The following is a 19,457-nucleotide window of genomic DNA, read 5'->3' as shown; positions in this document are numbered from 1 at the left end:
TGAGCTCTCATTGACCGCCCCCTCTATTTAATTATTGGATGATTTTAAGGGGTGACAACAATCCTGACACAGGGGGGGATTTGGCCATTAATATCATTTTGTATCGAATTAAATTATAGGCCAATAATACTCCCCACAGCTCTTGTGTGATTAACTCCGGCCAGTTGCTTCGTAGCGTAAATCGGCTTTCTAATAAATACTGTTTCATCTTTCGATAGCCCACTCAATTCCCCATCGATGGGCATATAAATACACGATTTCAGCGCTCGGATACGCCATTGGGTCAAGCATTGAACTCTGAATACTGACTTACTTACCCTTCACTTGACGAGTGGTTAATCTCGCTTCTATCGTCATTGGGAGTTCAGGCCGTTTTTTCCTCGATTAAGGTGTGGTACTCAGCCTTACCCGTTTATAATGCTTACCTAAGCTACGAACTTTCTCATACTGAGTGCCTTTTTTTAACGGCAGCAACCAGTGAGTATTGTCTCCTTTTGACTGCCAAACGTGTAATAAACCTAACGAGTAAAAACCTCTATCAAACAAGGTTAAGCTATTATCATGCACGCGAGCGATAAGCTTAACGACTAAGTTCATTTCATTTTCAGCAACACTGTCAAAGACACTATCTACGAGCAAATGACTACTGTTCTCCATCATGCAAACCATGCAGACTTGTGGGTAACCTGACTCTCACGCTTTGTTTGCTGTACGCGCAAACGTAGCACTGTTATCTTTGGTTTCTGGCGTGCGCCATACTACGCCATCGACGCCAAAAAGATTCAAGCCACACCAATGTGGGTGCTCAGCCCGCTGATGCCACGAGGCAGCAGAACGATGGAAGATATCTCGAACAACATCACTGCCTAGCTTTTTTCTTTCCTGTGTTACGGCACTTCGAGCGACATAATCAACCTCTTGCGGTAACGCAATACAAGCTTATTAATCAATTGACGGACGGATTCTGAGCGAAATAAAGACATGCCTATAACAGCCCAAACCATCGCGTCCATGGGTAATTTACGTCGTCTTAATGTCGCCACGCCATTAGACTCAAAGCAAGATTGAATAATATCGGGTTCTAGAACATCAGGCCAGAGATGAAAACTCAGTTAGGCGATTAATTGAGGTGCGAGCAAGGGCTTCTGAAAGTTCAATAAAAAAATCCGATAATAAAGATTATCGGATTTTCGCAGACTAGAAAGATCGGTCAACCGATCAGTTAAATTTTTCGTTTTACCGCTTAACTGATCGGCATTACGCTTAATGCGCTCTTTTTTATACCTATAATACTCGCAACATAACTTAAGCGTTGTGAGGATAACCTATCGGTAAGTATTATCAGTCTTTTTTGTAAGGTTCATAGCCGTGTTACGATTACATTGACCGTTATTAAAGTATTTACGTTTAAAATCGCTATTAACAGATTTTGCATTAGCTACCGTATTCATTTTAACGCTTGTTCTATATCCGCGATAAGATCTTCTACATTCTCTAATCCGACTGAGATACGTAGTAGGTTGTCGGTAATGCCTGCAGCTAGTCGGGCTTCTGGGGTGTAAGGGGAATGGGTCATTGATGCAGGGTGTTGGATCAGCGATTCTGCGTCACCTAAGCTTACGGCGATAGTGAATAACTTTAAACGATTAACAAAGTTGATTGCGTCTTGCTTATCACCCGCCAATTCGAATGCGATGACACCGCCAGCGCGCTTCATTTGGTTGCCGATGAAACGATGACCTTGGTGGTGTTCTAAGCCTGGGTAAAAGACCTGGCTGAATTTAGGGTGTTTATCTAAAAATTCAGCTAACACTTCTGCATTGTCGCAGTGACGAGTTAACCGTACGTCTAGGGTTTTTAAACCGCGTAAAATTAACCATGCATCGTGAGGTGAAATCACGCCACCGAAGTCTTTTAGGATTTCGTATTTCAATCTGTGCATGTGCTCTGCATTGCCGCACACAATACCTGCGATGACATCGCCATGACCGTTTAAGTATTTGGTGGCACTGTGGATCACCATGTCAATGCCTAACGCTAGCGGTTGTTGCAATAGCGGTGTCATAAAGGTGTTATCGACGATAGACACTAGGTTATGGGCTTTGGCGACGTTGGCCATGGCGGTAAGATCGAATACTTGTAAATGTGGGTTTACTGGTGTTTCGCAGAACAGCACTTTGGTGTTTGGCTTGATGGCCGCCTCTACTGCGTTCATGTCGGTGAAGTCGACTAATGTACTCGTAATGCCTAAGCGGGTTAACTGAGTGGTCATGAGTGCGAAGGTGCAACCATAAACCGCTTTAGATGCGATTAAGTGATCGCCTGCATGCAGATGAGTTAATAATGCACTGGATACTGCCGCCATACCAGATGCAGTTGCTGCGGCATCTTCAGCACCTTCTAGCAGCGCCATTTTACGCTCAAGCTCTGCGGTGGTTGGGTTACCGAGACGAGTATAAATATAACCCGGTTCTTCTCCGGCAAAACGTGCTCCGCCCTGCTCGGCTGTATCAAATACAAAGGTGGCAGTTTGATACAAAGGTGTGGTAAGTGAGCCAAAGGCTTCGCGTTGATGTCCGCCATGAATGGCTAATGTGGCTAAGTTCCATTTACCCTGATTGTTATCTTGCATTGCTTCTCCCTGCGCCACCTTGTTATGAGTTGTTACCCTCTTTGGGGTTATTGTTGTGGTGGTCGGAATTTAAGATACAGTGGAATAAAATATAACCAAGTGATTGTTGAAAAATAACCCACGAAGTGATGTAAAAACAATTTTACAAACAGCTGTTTACATCGTTTAAATCACATATGTTAGTGCGGTGAATATACGGAAGATGTGTGACAGCAAGGCAATTAGTTCGACAAAGATTGCTTCAGTTTAAGCATTCCTTGATCGATACTCACCAGCGGCTGGTAGCCTAAGTCTTGTTTTGCTGCGCCAATGTCAAAGTAATGGCTGGTCGACAGTTGCCTTGCTACAAAGCGAGTCATAATGGGCTCTTGCTGTTTATTAAACAAACCATAAACAAATTCAAGTACAACACCTGCGGTGTAAGCGACACGCGTTGGTACACGTTTGGTCACGGGCGGTAAGTCGACACACGCTAAAATGCGATTAAGCATGTCTGCCATGGTAATAGGTTGATCATTACTTAAAAAATACGCTTTACCGGCGCATTTAGCGTCTGCTATTAAGTCTACTGCAGCCAAAATATGGGCGTAGGCGGCGTTATCAACATAAATGGTATCGACCAGTTTATCTTCATTTCCCACTAGCTTTAATCGCCCTGCTTTAGCACGTTCAATCACTCGAGGTACCAGGTGAGGATCGTTTGGCCCCCAAATTAAATGTGGCCGTAAGGCGGTGGTTCGAAGTTGAGCAGAATTAGCTGCAAGCACATTTTGTTCGGCAATGGCTTTAGATTCGCCATAGTAATTGAGGTATGTGTCAGCGTAAGGAGCTGATTCGTTAATGCCGTTTTCGTCACGCCCTGCAAAGGTCACGCTTGGGGTGCTGGTATACACTAAACGTTGAATATTAAGCGCTTTACAAGCATTAACAATATTAGCCGCACCATCAACATTAGGCGAATAATAACTTTGCTTACTGCCCCACACGCCTGCCTTTGATGCTACATGAAACACTACGTCACAGCCTTGCATTGCCTGTTTTACCGTGTCAAAGTCGCTGATATCACCTTGACGCATATCAACACCAAGCTCAACAAGCTTAGGATAATATCCTCTGGCAAAACCCACTACCTCAATACCTGCAGCCAATAAGCGCTGGCAAATAGCAAACCCTAAAAAGCCGCCTGCACCGGTAACAAACACTTTGTTGACCGATAGCGCTAATTGTTTAAGTGCGGCTTGCTCTAGGGGATGTAAGTCTGTCAGCTTCATTATTATTACCTTGCTCTAACTTTAGGACTGGTCTTATTCTTACTTAATAATTACTTGAGTACGGCCTTATTCTTTCCACTGCTTTTGTGCCCAAACAGCGAGCTTTTCTCTGAAGATTTTAGCATTATGGCGTACATCTACAGGGAAGTCGGGATGAATTAAAAAACGACCAATACCTTGCGTATGTGGATACTGCTCGGCTAATTCTATTAACTCTTGATAAAGGGCTTTAGCCGTTGAGCAAACAATATCTTTTTGCAATTCGATACACATAACTGGCACAACGTCCCCACCCACATTAACGCCAACAATGGCAGAACGTTTGACTTGAGTGTGAGTATTAAACACTCGCTCACAGGGCAGTGTATAAAAGCGCTTTAATTTTTGCTTACCGCGCGTGGCATCAACAATATGGCCTTTACGACCACACATCCACAATAAGCCATTATCATCGAGATAACCCACATCTCCCATGCGGTGCTTAACGTGTTCACCGTCGTGTATTTTTGCTAACTCAGTGGCATGTTGACGCTGATAATAGGCTTGACTGACCATAGGGCCGCTCACTACAATTTCACCAATTTCGTTAGCGACAAGTTTTTTAACATCGACCCAATGAGGTTGAGGCTTATCTGTAATCGCAATAATATCAACGCTCACCGACGATATCGGTTTGCCGACACATATGCCTTTACCTTGATCGGTCAGTTCACTGGTCGCAAACAACGCATGACTACCAATCATGCTAATAGGTAACGATTCAGTGGCACCATAAGAGTTAAGCACTTCAACCTGTGGGTTGAGCATTTGGCTAAAACGTTTAATAGAACTAATCGTTGCCGGTGCGCCTGCTGATATCACTCGCTTAACGCTAGTCAGTTTATGCTGAGTTTGCTCGCCAGCTTGACCTAATCGCTCTAGCAAAGCTGGGTTAACAAACATATTGCTACATTGATATTGCTCGATTGCAGCAAACAAATTGGCTGGGTTTGCGGTAATAGGTTTACTGGCATCCATGTCTGGCACAATCGATGCCATGCCAAGCGCTGGGCCAAATAATGAAAACAGCGGGAAAGTGGCTAAGTCTCGCTCACCAGGAGCGATGCCGTAATCGTGTTTAAGTGCGCTTATTTGCGCTTCAAACATGGCATGACTGTACACCACGCCTTTGGGAGTACCGGTGCTACCACTGGTAAACAAAATAGCGGCCATATCATCTGGCTTTAGCAGGGCCATTTCAAAAGGATAAGCCTCATTTCGGCCTATTTCGGTAATAGTTTCTAAACTTGTGGCATTTGTTAACCAACGTTCAATGCCTGAACCACCGACATTAATTACCTGTTTAACACTGCTTTTGCCCCAACCCAGTACACGTCTGGCGATATGCGCTTTCGGGATACCGATAAAAGCATCTGGTTGCGACTCTGCAAAACACTGTTTAAGGTTTTTGATGCCCATACCTGGGTCAACTAAAATGGGGATAATACCTGCTTTGAACAAGGCAAATGTTAACGAGAAAAACTCAATGCTTGGGGTGACCATTAACACGGCTTTCATGCCACGCTTGATACCGTATTGAATAAGCCCTTTGGCAATCATGTCTGATTGTTGATGTAAGGTCACAAAGTCGATTTCTTGATAATTGAACTGGCCCTGCTTAGCGTGTTGCACTGCAACAGCAAGTCCGGTAGGCATAGCTTGCGCAGCCGTTTTAAGGTGCTGACAGATATTGGCATTAGCAAGTGTAGAGGTTTTGGTCATGTGGCTTCATTTTGGGCTAATGTGAATAACGCATATATGCTGGTTAACAAGTACGCCAACATATAGATAATTTTAGACGATTAAATAGCTAAAAGGCTCAAATGAGCCTTTTAGGGTGTAATTAATTTTTTGCGATAAAGTCTTTAATTAAGCCAATCACTTCGTCGCTGGCATCTTCAAGAATGTAATGACCGCAGTCAGCAAACTCGTGCACCGTGGCGTGAGGCATTCGCTGTCGCCATTCTTCTAAAAAAAACTTATCAAACACAAAATCTTGTAAACCAAAACAAATCAAGGTTGGTACGTCAGCAAACTCGCTTAAGCTATCGCCAATGCTAGTCACTAAGTCGTAGTTTCTGTCGCCAGGTTTAAGTGGAATGTCTTGAACAAAGCGTAGTGTCGAAATACGGTTTTTCCAAGAATCAAATGGCGCTACATAAGCTTCACGCACTTCTTTAGACATGGGTTTACGTTTAACCCCCACATACGAGGCTGCTGATGAAAATGCATTTAACCCACGGACTAACAAGGTGCCGAGTAAGGTTTCGCGGCAAATCCATAATGCCCAGGGAAAAGGCTTAGTTTTAGGAAGATGAAACGCGGCCGTGTTTAAACACACAATGCGTTTGATGCGCTCAGGATGACGAGCCGCAAAGCCCATTCCAATCATACCGCCCCAGTCGTGTACCACGAGGGTGATGTTTTGTTTTACATCAAGGCTGTCTAGCAAGGCTTCTAAATCATCAATACGGTTTTTTAGGGTGTAATCGTATTGTGGATCATCGGGTTTGTCTGATAAGCCGCAACCAATATGGTCTGGCACAATACACTGATGCTGATCGCTCAACGCGCTCACTAAATTACGGTAATAGTAACTCCAACTAGGATTACCGTGCACCATAACGACTGGCTCGCCTTGGCCTTCGTTTATGTAATGTAGTTTATTGCCGTTACGGTCTAAATAATGACTTTTAAATGGCAGTAAGTTGTCTAGCATGATGCATCCTGTTAACTATTTTTATAATGATATGCAAAAATTCAGTGCAGCCCAAGGCTTACCACTTAATTCCTAACATCATGCAGTTCAAACCACTGCCTATCCCTAAAAAGCTGACTTGGTCGCCAACACGTAAAAAACCTTCATCGTGGGCAATTGCAGCAGTAACAGGTAATGAAACCGTACCCATGTTGCCTAAGGTTTGATAGGTGGGATATTCTTTTTCGTGGGGGATGTTTAATGCATTTAGCACTTGTCGGCGGTTTGATGCGCCCACTTGGTGACAAATCACTTTATCAACTTGCTCAACAACCCAATCACGCTGCTCTAGGAAATGCTCCCAAGTGTGCTTAGCAAGCTCTACGCCTTCTTTGAGCAAGGTAACTGCATCGGTACGCATAAACTCGCGATACAATAAGTGCCCTGCTTCTTGTAGGCCCCACTGACACAATTGGTGGTGCTCTGGTGCAGACAAATGACTGGCGCCTAATAACTGATGCTGACGCGTGGTGGTGAGTGGCAAAGTGCCATCGGTTAAAATGACTGCTACCGCACCTGAACCACCGGTTAACGTAGCCAATGACTGAGCAAAATTCTGCATTGTCGGTTCGGCTAGCATGTGATCGATGGTGGCATCAACGATATCTCGTGCAGATTCGCACGACACAACCATGCCGGCTTTGATTTGCCCAAGTTCAATACGATTGGCAATATCTAAAATACCCGACAACACCCCTAAACAAGCATTGCTGATGTCGTAAATGGCTGTGTCTTTAGACACGCCAAGTTCGGCAGCAATACGGCAAGCGGTTGCTGGTTCGTGTTGGTCACGGCACACACCCGTGTAAACCACAGCACCTAAGTCGCTGACATTAATACCGGTTTCATTCACGGCTTTACGTGCAGCAGCAATAGCGCCGTCTGATAAACGATGACCTTTAGGCCACCAACGACGCTCGGTAATTCCGGTTAATGCGGCAAGTTGCCCCATAGGAATACGAAACTTTTGATAAAGCGGGGCCAAGCGAGATTCTAAATCGCTACTCGACACTACTTGGGGTGCTAGCTCATAAGCCAGACTATTGATAAAGACGCGTGAATATTTCATTAAACCGTATAATTCGCTTCGCTCTAGCAAGCACAAAAGCCACTAGAATAGTTGTTATTCGTTATTAACCCGCCATTTGAACAAGAATGGCTTAATTATTCAATCAAAAACAGCAAGCTAATGCGGTAATTTGGATAATATATTGTGGTTAGATTTTATTATTTGATTAACTAGTTTGTTGATTTTCACAGTTTTAGGGCAAATAGACTAGTATAAACAAAGGTTTAATTTACAGTTTTGTGACAAAGACTGCTATTAGTTTGTTTTAATTGCTTGGATCATCGCATTTCGTGGTGTAACACTGTTTGCACAAAATTCAGTCAAAGCCACTTGATATCCCTGCTCTTGTAAAAAACACACTCGATCGAGCAACAGCCAATGCTCCAAAGCTCGGCGAAATAGATGGGCCACTAAATCTATTCGCTTAGTAAGCCGTTGTCGCTCAATTCCGCGGTGCAAATAATGGCTCAAATTAATCTCACTGGATATAACTAAATGCTTTTGATTTGCAGCCCATTGGCAAAAGTCGCTAAAACTGCCACTAAGCTGGCTTTTTTTAATGGTCGGCACCGATAAATAAGCATCGATGCCGCGAATTTCTCGTTGCAAACTGTCAAAACCTAAGCGCCATGATATCTCTTGATTGCGTAATGTTTGTTTTTTGGTGCCTGCAATAACGCTTTGTTGCAATGGCAGCTGTAAGTCATGCTTTGACAGTTTGACCGCACTGACTTTGGCTAAGGCCGATAGCGGTTGATAATGTGTATGTTCAATCAAATGATAACAGCAGGGTGAAATAGACATCACCCGAGTGCCTGCCGATACTGCGAGTTGGAGTAAACGAATGTGTAAATCACCACAGGCGTGCAATGCGATTGCATGTTGATCAATTAACAAAAGCGGTTTACCTGGGTCGATTGGCGCAAAAGCATCGGCACAAATAAAAGTTTGCGGTAATTGCCATTGTTTTGCAAAAACCTGGCCTTGTGAGCATAAACTCGCTTGCCACTCAATACTTGTTACCTCAACATTTTGCTGCTTAGCCACCAAGCGGCCCAAATGCCCTTTACCAGCACACCACTCTAAAATAGGTAACCGAGGTAGTTGGGGTTGAGATTGTGGATCAACTTGCTCCGAGAACGCGGTAATCTGTTGCCACTTTCGACCTTTAATATGGGCACTAAAATGCGCTGAATCGCTATTTAGGTGATCATTCACGAGTGTTTCAGTGTCAGAAACAGCTTGAGCATCGTCACTGTTAATCGTACTTGTAGGCAAAGTGATGACTAACAAGCTTAATTGGCTAATTAACTGATCAACCTGCGGCAGTTTGCTTTGCTTGATATCGCGAATCAGACTTGGCAACAACGACTCTACAAGCTGTTGCTGATCCATATCAATAGTATCAATTTCTACATCATCAAGTTGCCACACCTTTTGGGCTAATTGTGGGAAATCGTGCTGCCAAGGTAAGTGGTCACACTCAAACGCGACCAGCTGCCATAAGGGTTTTAGAGCCTCAAGAAGTGAGTCTATGGCATTAAAGGTCTGTTGATATTTGATTACGGACATATTGAGACTTGTAGTTAACCTTAGCCGATTGAAATGATAGGATGCGAGTCATTAAATCACCGAACTGGAATTATAAACTATGCACTCACCTTGTGTCGCCCGTTGTGGCTTAAATGCTGACGATTATTGTATGGGCTGTTTTCGTCACATTGATGAAATTGTAACGTGGTCACAAGCCAGTGAAGAACGTAAGAAACAAATTTTTGATAGTTTAGAAGGCAGAAAACAGCTGTATTTAGGCGACAACAACAACCAAACGTTGTCACGGGCAAAATGGTTAGAAGCTGAAAAGCGAATCAAGCGGTAACGTTGAGATAAAATGTGATAACGAGCGATTACAAGCGATTACAAGCGATTACAAGCGGTAACAAGCCTAGATGCTAGGGCGGACTGCGTCCAGCTAGTGCGCTTCGCTTCTATAACAACGGTAAAACATCAAGCAGATCCCTGCTCAGAAGTATTTCCATGATGGGACCTAGCCCTAAGCTTGTATCTTTTGAATTTGATTTTATAGCATCTCGCCGCGAAGCGACCTAGCTCCGAGGCTGTTTCCCGCTTGTTATCGCCTGTCATCGCCTGTTATCGATTTTTATCGTTCTTACCAACTTTTGACATTGCCTGTATAGCATCTCGCCGCGAAGCGTCCTAGCATCTAGGTTGTTTATCGCTTGTCATCGCTCTTAACCGCTTCTACCGTCTCAGCTCTACTTCTTCATCATCGCTTTTAAGTCTGCGAACGGATTGAAAGTGGCAGCATCTTGTTTGGCTTCTTTAGTGCTACCGTAACGAATAAGCTCTTCAAAGCGTGAGTGTTCATTGTCGTGACAGTACAGGCACAACAACTCCCAATTCGTGCCATCTGACGGGTTATTGTCATGATTATGATCACGGTGATGCACAGTTAATTCAGATAAATTTTTATGAGTAAATTCTCTAGTGCAACGCCCACATACCCAAGGATAGAGCTTAAGCGCTTGCTCACGATATCCTTTTTCACGAGAGGCTTTGTAGTCTCTGGCTTCAGCTAATACTTTATCTAATTTACTTTCGTTGGCTGACATTAATTTATCACTCGTAAAAAAAATTACCCCAAGGATAATCACTGTTATCGCTTGGGGCAATTGTTTGCTAGATCTTATTTTAAGATTATTCTGCTACAGGCGAAGAATTCGATAAATAAAGGTAATGTAAATAACGCTCATATTGAGTCACGATATCTGCAATTATCTGTGATTGGGTATAACCCATCACATCATATTGCTGACCGCCGTGCTCAAGATACACTTCAACACGATAGAAAGCTTGTTCAGCATTTTCGACAGTTAATTCAGCACCCATCATGTTGTGTGCTCGAATCCGTAAACCATACGCAAACGCCAGAGCTTCATCTGAACCAATCACCAAACGTATACGCTCATCACTCAGTATCATCTCAGCTTTAATATTTTTTGCGATGAAGGTGTCTTTGACTTCATTAAGTGCAGGACGAGCAATGGTGTCGAGAAACACCTGTGCATCTTGATGGCTTGGTTGTGACACCAATACGTCAAGGCGATCTTGCCAGCTCATGTTAGCTTTAACATATTGCACACTCGTATTATGCGACTGCACACTGTTGATTTTAAGCCAATCATCTTGCAATGCTCGGTACAAACCAACACACATAAACAACATTACAATTAAAAATGGTAATGCACTGGCAATTGCCGCGGTTTGTAAGGCTTGTAATCCGCCAGCAACTAACAATACAGAAGCAACAACACCTTGTAACAGAGCCCAAAAAATACGTTGCCAAACAGGCGCGAAAGCATCGCCACCAGATGTGAGGTTATCAATCACTAATGAACCCGAATCCGATGACGTAACAAAGAAAGTTACCACTAAACATAAGGCGATAACAGACAACAAATTTGACATTGGCATATGCTCAAAAAACATAAACAATGCCACTGATACGTCACTTGATACCGCTTCAGCCAAATAAGTTGCACCATGATTCATGATGGCATCAATTGCTGTGTTACCAAATACCGTCATCCATAAGAATGTTAACGCACTAGGTACAAACAACACACCAATTAAGAATTCGCGAATTGTACGACCACGACTTACGCGGGCAATGAAAGTACCGACGAAAGGTGACCATGAAATCCACCAGCCCCAATAAAGCAGAGTCCAACCACCGATCCAGTCGTCTTTTTGCTGATAGGCGTATAAGTTAAACGTTTTACCAACAATATCACTTAAGTAACTACCTGTGTTTTGTACAAAAGCTTGCAATAACATTACGGTCGGACCAAGTAATAACACTGCAAGTAATAACAAACATGCTAAACCAAGATTTAACTCACTTAAGCGTTTAACCCCTTTATCAAGGCCAGAAAATACCGATACAGTTGCAATTAAGGTGATAACAATAATTAAGCAAACTTGCACTGTGGTATTGTTTGGAATATCGCTCATTAGATAGCTCAGGCCAGAGTTAACCTGTAAAACACCAAAGCCTAATGACGTTGCCACACCAAACATGGTACCGATAACCGCAAAAGTATCGACCGCATGACCTATTGGGCCGTATATGCGCTCACCAATCAGCGGATAAAGCGCAGAACGAGGTAACAAGGGTAACTTATGACGGTAGGAAAAATACGCTAAACTTAAGGCGACTACAGCATAAATAGCCCAAGCATGAATACCCCAATGGAAAAAGGTAATTTTAAGCGCATCTTTTGCTGCTTGGATGGTTTCTGGCGTCGCATCTGGTGGGGCTAAATAATGCATCACCGGCTCTGCTACACCAAAGAACATCAAACCAATTCCCATACCAGCAGAAAATAGCATCGCTATCCAGCTTTTATAGCTGTAGTCAGGTACGGAATGATCTGGGCCAAGCTTTATGTCACCGAAGCGACTAACCATGACAAAAATAATAAAGATTAAAAATATCGCAACACTGAGGATATAAAGCCAACCGACTTTTACTTCAACCCAAGATTGGACACTTTTAAAAAATTGACTGGCACCTTCCGGCCAAACAGCACAGAGCAACACCATTAAAAATATGATCACCACCGACGAGAAAAAAACAGGTGGATTGATACTCGACTTTATAGCCACAAACTCTCCTTTTCGAGTGAAAAACACTCGAAAATCAAAAATACCGAAATAAGTGCAAGAAATTCTATCTAATAAAAATGGCTTGCTTTATAAAGAATAACGGACGTTATTCACACATATTGTTGGTTAACTAGATGATAGTTACCATTTTGTGCACTTATACTAAAACTATGCTGACAATGCAACAAAGATAAACTAAAGCCTAAAACCAATCTCTGCCTGACTAACTACAGGTTAGAACTTAGCATTGCTAGATGCTATACAAGCAAAGTAACAAACGATGATAAGCGCATCGCTCGCCGTTATCGCGTGATACCGATGGTTACCGTCAACAGGCTCTTATAGCAGCGAAGCGAACTAGCAGGACCCTGTCCGCTCTAGTCTCTAGGTTTGTTATCGCTTGTTAGCGCCGTTACCGCTTGTTATCGCCGCTATCGCTTGATACCGATGGTTACCGTCAACGGGCTCTTATAGCAGCGAAGCGAACTAGCAGGACGCAGTCCGCTCTAGTCTCTAGGTTTGTTATCGCTTTATTAGCGCCGCTATCGCTTGATACCGCTTTTATCAGTGTTATCGCTCGAACCGTCTTTCAGACTATTTAAGCTGCTTTACTGTTCGATATTCCAGCGGTTAAATTAAAGCGCATTGCATCTTCAAATGACCAATCGACAAAAATAAGGTCGTCGCGTTTAACCAGACTGGTCACCCCAGCTATTTGGTAACTGAGTTGGAATAATACTGGCACCCAATCACCTTCTGGCAATGCATCGGCAAGGGGTTGTGGTGCTGAGTCACTCATAATAAAGCCCACGACAAAACTACCATTGGCTTGTTTGACTAATACCGTTTTTTGAGTTTTAGGTTGGCCGTCGCGGTTCATTAAACTGGCGATATCACGAATACTGCCATAGACGGATTTAAACAAAGGAAACTTCATCAGTTGGTTTTCAACCCAACCGTACACCCAAGCAATTGGACTAACGGAAAATAATAATCCCGCTACAAACACTAAACTCGCCACCAAACAAAATCCTGCGCCAACAAAAGCCGATTTTACCCCCACAATATCAAGCAATAATTTACCTAAGCCATCGAGTGAGATAAACAATGACCAAAATAGCCAAATAGACAACACCATAGGTAATAAATTGGTTAAACCACGAGTAAGGGTATTTTTCATGAACGATTTCTTCTACATCAGATTTAGGCGCCAAAGATAACAAATATCCATCAAAACCGCTAAACAAAAACGCCCTATGCGGGGCTGTTTGTTAGATAAACAGTGCAACATAGGGCGTTTCTAAAGTCGCTAAGACCTATTACAGCTCTTTTTCCATTTCTTCGTAAGAAATATGGCGAACGTCTTTACCTTTCACATAGTAAATAACGTATTCACAGATATTTTTACAACGGTCGCCGACACGCTCAACTGCACGCGCAGCCCATAATACGTCTAACACACCAGGGATTGAACGAGGATCTTCCATCATATGAGTCATTAATTGACGAATAATACCTTCATACTCTTTGTCTAATTTCGCATCTTCTTTGTGTAACTCAAATGCTTGATCAGCATCCATACGTGCTAATGCATCTAACGTTGAGTGCAACATACGTGTAGCATGACGCCCCATGTTTTCAATACTCACCAATAAAGGCTGTTGACTGTTAGCGCGCTTTTCTACCGCGGCTTTGGCGATACGAACACAAGCATCACCAATGCGTTCAAGATCGGTAATGGTTTTAGAAATAGCCAAAATTAAGCGTAAATCACTGGCAGCAGGTTGACGCTTAGCAATAATACGGGTGCACTCTTCATCAATAGCCACTTCCATACCATTGACTTTGTGGTCGCCTTCAATCACTTGTTGCGCTAATTCTGAGTCAAGTGTTGCTAGCGCATCCAATGCTTGCTCAAGCTGGCGCTCAACAAGCCCGCCCATGGCTAATACGCGATTACGAATATCATCAAGCTCGGCATTAAACTGACCTGATATGTGTTTACTTAAATTCATTTTTTCCATGATACCCACCTAAATTCTGTATGTTAATTAAAAGCGTTTTAAGCAAGATTAACCGTAACGACCAGTAATATAATCTTCTGTTTTACGCTTTTTAGGGGTCGTGAAAATGGTGTTGGTATTAGCGTACTCAACCAATTCACCCATGTACATAAAGGCCGTTTGATCTGACACTCGTGCCGCTTGTTGCATGTTATGCGTCACAATCACCACGGTATATTTTTGCTTTAACTCAGTAATCAATTCTTCAATAGTTAAGGTTGAGATTGGGTCAAGTGCTGACGTTGGCTCATCGAGTAATAATACTTCTGGCTCAATGGCAATGGCACGGGCAATCACCAAACGTTGTTGCTGACCACCGGATAAGCCAAATGCATTGTCGTGTAGACGGTCTTTCACTTCGTCCCAAATCGCTGCGCCACGCAATGAACGCTCTGCCGCTTCGTCTAAATCACGACGATTACTTAACCCTTGCAAACGTAAACCATACACCACGTTTTCGTAAATTGACTTAGGGAACGGGTTAGGACGCTGAAACACCATACCGACGTTACGACGTAGTGCCGCTACATCGACTTTCTTGTCATAAATGTTCTGCCCATGAAGTAAGATTTCACCTTCAATTTTACAACTATCAACCAAATCATTCATGCGGTTAATACAACGTAACAGCGTTGATTTACCGCAACCACTTGGGCCGATAAATGCCGTAACTTGTTTTTTAGGGATCTTCATCGACACATCAAATAGCGCTTGTTTGTCACCGTAACGTAAATCAAGATTACGGATTTCAAGTGCGGTATCCTGTGCCGGTAAATTAGCTAAATCAACGGCTTCTGTTTGCATTGCTGAACTATCAATAGAAATCATTTTATCTTTCCTCAGGATATCGCTAATTAATGTTCTAGCGAACGGAATTTTTCACGTAAATGGTTGCGCACGCTGATAGCGGTTAAATTAAGAGCAACAATTACAGATACTAATAAGAACGAAGTTGCGTACACCAATGGGCGTGCGGCTTCTACGTTAGGGCTTTGGAAGCCTACATCGTAAATATGGAAACCTAAGTGCATGAACTTACGTTCTAAATGCACAAACGGGAAGTTCATATCAATCGGTAATGTTGGGGCTAATTTTACTACACCCACTAACATCAACGGAGCCACTTCGCCGGCAGCACGTGCCACGGCTAAAATCAAACCAGTCATAATTGCTGGGCTTGCCATTGGAATAACAATGCGCCATAAGGTCTCGGCTTTAGTCGCGCCTAATGCCAAGCTGCCTTGACGCACAGCACTCGGAATTCGGCTTAAACCCTCTTCGGTTGATACAATCACCACCGGCAAGGTTAAAATGGCTAAAGTTAATGCAGACCAAATCACCCCAGGAGAGCCAAATGTCGGTGCTGGTAACGCTTCTGGGAAGAACAATTGGTCAATTGAGCCGCCCATCATGTACACAAAGAAACCTAAACCAAACACACCATAAACAATTGACGGTACACCGGCTAAGTTAATCACCGCAATACGGATAAGCTTAGTAATAGGGCCTTTCTTGGCGTATTCGTGCAAGTAAATAGCAGCGACAACTCCAAATGGCGTCACGATAACGGCCATGAGCATCACCATAAATACCGTGCCAAAAATAGCGGGGAAAACACCACCTTCAGTATTGGCTTCACGCGGGTCATCACTCACAAAGCGACCTATTCCCACAAACCAGTGACCCACTTTACCTAGCAAACTCATGTGATTGACATAACTTACGTCTAAAATTGAGTCCAGTTGCAAGGTGACTTCAACACCGCGCATGTCTTTAATCACCACAGAATCACGCGCCGCTTTATCACGCAGGGCAAACAAGTCTTTTTCAAGCACTAAGTAGTCTTGGTTAAGCTGTTCGATTTGCGCCTTGATATCCGCTTTACGCTCAGCCGTTAATTCACCATCAAGCTCATAACCACGCTCTTTCAAACGTAGACGTTCCATTTGATAATTTATCGAGCCAATATCGCTTTTTTGCAACGCCAAGGCTTCGTCAGAAATTGCCACTGCGCGGTCGATATGGTCAAACAAAGACGCTTCTATGTCTGCTTCATTAGTTAGCTCTAAACGTTTACCGTCTTCGATTACCGCAACAGGATAACCGTAAAAATTACCGTTTTTAGTTCGTTCAAGTTTAGCGACATCAGCAGGCATAGAGCGGCTAACGATATCGGTTCCTAAAATCCAACGAAAATCTAAACCAACAAACTCACGGTTACCGGTTTTTACCAAGTAACGAGTAACAAACTCACCAGGGTGTTTGGCAAATTTATGACCAGCTGAAATTAAGCGCTCTGTAGGCACCTCTTCACGGTCGTAAATCTCACCAATTAAGGTACTTTTAACACCATTGTTGTCTTCGAGTTGCCATTCATAAACATCAGCAGGCCAAAAGTAACTCAAGCCACGCCAAGCGATTAACAGTAATAAGCCTAAAACGGCAATCAAACTGATACTAACGGCACCACCGGTCATCCAAATCCACGGTGAACCTGATTTAAACCACTTACCCATTGCACAAACCTCTCAAGGCGATTGGCGAATTAATCATTAATTGAGTCATCATCTTTCCTTACAGTGAGCTATAACGTTCGCGTAAACGTTGGCGAACAACTTCAGCAATGGTATTAAAGAAGAAGGTGAACACGAACAATACAAAGGCAGCTAAGAACAATACGCGATAATGCGTACTGCCAATGGCCGACTCAGGCATTTCTACGGCAATGTTTGCCGCTAAGGTACGCATACCTTCAAATACACTCCACTCAAGGATTGCAGTATTACCGGTAGCCATTAACACAATCATGGTTTCACCCACTGCACGGCCTAAGCCCATCATGATAGCCGAGAAAATACCCGGACTGGCGGTAAGCAATACCACCTTGGTCAGGGTTTGCCAGTTTGTTGCACCCAGTGCCAAACTGCCGTTTGATAAATGACGTGGTACAGAGAAAATCGCATCTTCAGCAATCGAGAATATGGTTGGAATGACCGCAAATCCCATGGCAATACCCACAACCAGCGCATTACGTTGGTCGAATGTGATGCCTAAATCATTGGTAATAAATTGACGAGTATTGCCGTCAAATAACGCCACTTCAATTATTGGGCTGATTTCAAAGGAGAACCAACCAATAAATAGAATCACTGGCAATAGCATTAGCTCTTGATAGGTTTCAGGTAAGCGCTGCTTCCATTTTTCTGGCAATTTACTCCAAGCAAATGCAGTGGCAAGTATTGATGTGGGCAATAACATCAACAACACCACAATGCCGGGCAAATGATCTTCAATCAGTGGCGCTAACCATAAACCAGCCAAGAAACCTAAAATAACCGTCGGTAATGCTTCCATGATTTCAATGGTAGGCTTTACTACATTACGCACTTTAGGTGTCATGAAGTAAGCGGTATAAATCGCCCCCGCAATCGCCAATGGCGCAGCGAATAGCATGGCGTAAAATGCCGCTTTCATGGTACCAAATGCCAGTGGCATTAAGCTCAACTTGGCTTCAAAGTCGTCAGAACCAGAAGTGGACTGCCACACATATTGTGGTTCGGGGTAACCTTCGTACCATACTTTTTCCCACAGAGCGCTCCACGATATTTCTGGATGATCATTTTCAACAGAGAAAAGGTTAAGTTTGTTATCGGCTTCAATCACCAAGGCGTTTGAACGCGGGCTAAAGCCCATTTTACCTGGGTTAGTTAACTGAAATTTCTCGTCGAATAACTGACGTTCACTGGTTGTATAAAGCAGGGTTAATTCGCCATCTGCACTCAACACTGCAAAGCTTTTACGATAAAACTCTGTCGCCATTACACTGACAGGAGCAAGGTCATCAAACTCACGAATCTGCTGATATAAACGACCTTTTTCGCTATTAACTTGGAAGTACTGACTCACAATACCGCTGTCATAACTCACCAATATAGAGCTTGCTCCGGCAAGTAAATTTACTTGCTTAACTTCAGCATTCACTTTTTTAACATCGACAACTTGTAGTAACTCAATAGAGTCGGCATCGCGAGTGTTATAAATAAATAGTTTATTATTGGTACTCAAAATAAGCTGACGATGATCTGGAGTCATTATCGCTGATATAACATGATTAGGTGCATCATCAATAAACACTTCAACAGATGACCACTCAACTTCTTCAGTCATCATGTTTTCTTCGCCTTCTTGGCGATTAAGCTTCCAAGCACCATTGGCATTTTGGTAAGCAAAGCTCATGCGGCTGTCGCTAAAATCAAACACCAGATTATAAACAGCGCCCTCACTATTAATCGTTAATGGCGTTTCTCCCATCGGATAACGTAAAGTCGGCGTAATCAAGCGTTTATTGTCTGGGTAGGTTAGTCCAAACTCAATGCCGACAACAATCACTTGGCCGTTGCTCAGCCCTAATGCAAAACGTTGCTCACTTGGGCTCGATTTAGCACTGCTGGTGACCGTTGTGCCTTCAGGAATTTTTGGCTTAAAAGATGAAATCAATTCACCGCTCGCGGCTGAATAAAAGTCAACTACACCCGATTCGGTCACGCGATAGAGCACTTCGTTTTGTTCATCGCTACCAACAGTTAAGGTTTTAACATCAGCATGTTGATAACTCACACTCGTAACAGGTTCTATATGTGCCCCATCAAAAATGGGCTTGATGACATACAGCAAATAGAAAAATATTAATAACAGGGTGACAAACACTAATGTGCCGCCAACGGTTACCCCAATCTCTGCTGCTTTATCCTTAAATGCTCTGCGGGTTGCATGTCTATCAACGAGTAGACTTTTTTCCGCAGAACCAGGTTTATTGACCTGACTTTCCATTAAGAACCTCTAATAATTAATCGATGCCATAATTAGCGCTTTGAATGTGTAGTCTACTATGCTAACAATAAATATTTATGACTAAATATATGAAAGTAAACAGCAG

14 protein-coding genes and 1 pseudogene are annotated in these 19,457 nt (G+C 43.2%); 1 reads left to right on the top strand and 14 read right to left on the bottom strand.

The window, feature by feature from the left end:
- Positions 1-70 precede the first annotated feature (70 nt).
- From AAEY97_RS11055 to AAEY97_RS11025, 7 genes and pseudogenes are all read right to left on the bottom strand, one after another.
- Positions 71-1,158: pseudogene (locus AAEY97_RS11055) on the bottom strand (IS4 family transposase); the annotation flags it as partial.
- A 289-nt stretch (positions 1,159-1,447) separates the two neighbouring features.
- Positions 1,448-2,632: a methionine gamma-lyase gene (megL, locus tag AAEY97_RS11050; protein WP_350998840.1), complete on the bottom strand. Its 1,185-nt coding sequence runs from the start codon at positions 2,630-2,632 to the stop codon at positions 1,448-1,450.
- A gap of 221 nt (positions 2,633-2,853) precedes the next feature.
- Positions 2,854-3,903, bottom strand: coding sequence for a 2-alkyl-3-oxoalkanoate reductase (gene oleD / locus AAEY97_RS11045; RefSeq protein WP_350998837.1), 1,050 nt, complete (start codon positions 3,901-3,903; stop codon positions 2,854-2,856).
- A 66-nt stretch (positions 3,904-3,969) separates the two neighbouring features.
- The gene (gene oleC, locus AAEY97_RS11040) at positions 3,970-5,664 is read right to left on the bottom strand and encodes an olefin beta-lactone synthetase (protein WP_350998834.1); all 1,695 of its coding nucleotides are present in this window, start codon (positions 5,662-5,664) and stop codon (positions 3,970-3,972) included.
- A 121-nt stretch (positions 5,665-5,785) separates the two neighbouring features.
- Positions 5,786-6,661: an alpha/beta fold hydrolase gene (locus AAEY97_RS11035; RefSeq protein ID WP_350998831.1), complete on the bottom strand. Its 876-nt coding sequence runs from the start codon at positions 6,659-6,661 to the stop codon at positions 5,786-5,788.
- Positions 6,662-6,719: 58 nt separating this feature from the next.
- The gene (locus AAEY97_RS11030; RefSeq protein WP_101086711.1) at positions 6,720-7,769 is read right to left on the bottom strand and encodes a 3-oxoacyl-ACP synthase III; all 1,050 of its coding nucleotides are present in this window, start codon (positions 7,767-7,769) and stop codon (positions 6,720-6,722) included.
- A 255-nt stretch (positions 7,770-8,024) separates the two neighbouring features.
- Positions 8,025-9,341, bottom strand: a complete 1,317-nt coding sequence (locus AAEY97_RS11025; protein WP_101086710.1) for a methyltransferase — start codon at positions 9,339-9,341, stop codon at positions 8,025-8,027.
- Between the two features lie 79 nt (positions 9,342-9,420).
- Here AAEY97_RS11025 and AAEY97_RS11020 point away from each other — a divergent pair, with 79 nt between their 5' ends.
- Complete coding sequence (locus AAEY97_RS11020) at positions 9,421-9,648, top strand: DUF1289 domain-containing protein (protein ID WP_101086709.1); 228 nt, start codon at positions 9,421-9,423, stop codon at positions 9,646-9,648.
- 397 nt (positions 9,649-10,045) lie between these two features.
- Here the strand turns inward: AAEY97_RS11020 and AAEY97_RS11015 are convergent, their stop codons facing one another.
- The 7 genes from AAEY97_RS11015 to AAEY97_RS10985 all read right to left on the bottom strand — a co-directional run bounded on the left by AAEY97_RS11015 (position 10,046) and on the right by AAEY97_RS10985 (position 19,351).
- The gene (locus tag AAEY97_RS11015; protein ID WP_041413485.1) at positions 10,046-10,402 is read right to left on the bottom strand and encodes a YajD family HNH nuclease; all 357 of its coding nucleotides are present in this window, start codon (positions 10,400-10,402) and stop codon (positions 10,046-10,048) included.
- 85 nt (positions 10,403-10,487) lie between these two features.
- Positions 10,488-12,458: a choline BCCT transporter BetT gene (locus AAEY97_RS11010; protein WP_192115240.1), complete on the bottom strand. Its 1,971-nt coding sequence runs from the start codon at positions 12,456-12,458 to the stop codon at positions 10,488-10,490.
- A gap of 598 nt (positions 12,459-13,056) precedes the next feature.
- Complete coding sequence (locus AAEY97_RS11005; protein WP_101086708.1) at positions 13,057-13,638, bottom strand: DUF502 domain-containing protein; 582 nt, start codon at positions 13,636-13,638, stop codon at positions 13,057-13,059.
- Positions 13,639-13,777: 139 nt separating this feature from the next.
- Positions 13,778-14,482, bottom strand: a complete 705-nt coding sequence (phoU, locus tag AAEY97_RS11000; RefSeq protein ID WP_041412865.1) for a phosphate signaling complex protein PhoU — start codon at positions 14,480-14,482, stop codon at positions 13,778-13,780.
- A gap of 48 nt (positions 14,483-14,530) precedes the next feature.
- Entirely contained in the window at positions 14,531-15,349 is an 819-nt protein-coding gene (pstB, locus tag AAEY97_RS10995; RefSeq protein ID WP_101086707.1) for a phosphate ABC transporter ATP-binding protein PstB, read from the bottom strand.
- 26 nt (positions 15,350-15,375) lie between these two features.
- Positions 15,376-17,037 carry a phosphate ABC transporter permease PstA gene (pstA, locus tag AAEY97_RS10990; RefSeq protein WP_162023451.1) on the bottom strand — a complete coding sequence of 554 codons (1,662 nt, stop codon included), beginning with the start codon at positions 17,035-17,037 and terminating at the stop codon, positions 15,376-15,378.
- A 58-nt stretch (positions 17,038-17,095) separates the two neighbouring features.
- Entirely contained in the window at positions 17,096-19,351 is a 2,256-nt protein-coding gene (locus tag AAEY97_RS10985; protein WP_101086705.1) for an ABC transporter permease subunit, read from the bottom strand.
- Between the last annotated feature and the right edge of the window lie 106 nt (positions 19,352-19,457).

The sequence above is a fragment of the Shewanella sp. TB7-MNA-CIBAN-0143 genome, from assembly GCF_040310065.1.
Lineage (GTDB): Bacteria > Pseudomonadota > Gammaproteobacteria > Enterobacterales > Shewanellaceae > Shewanella.
This window is presented reverse-complemented; position numbering and strand designations above follow the sequence as displayed.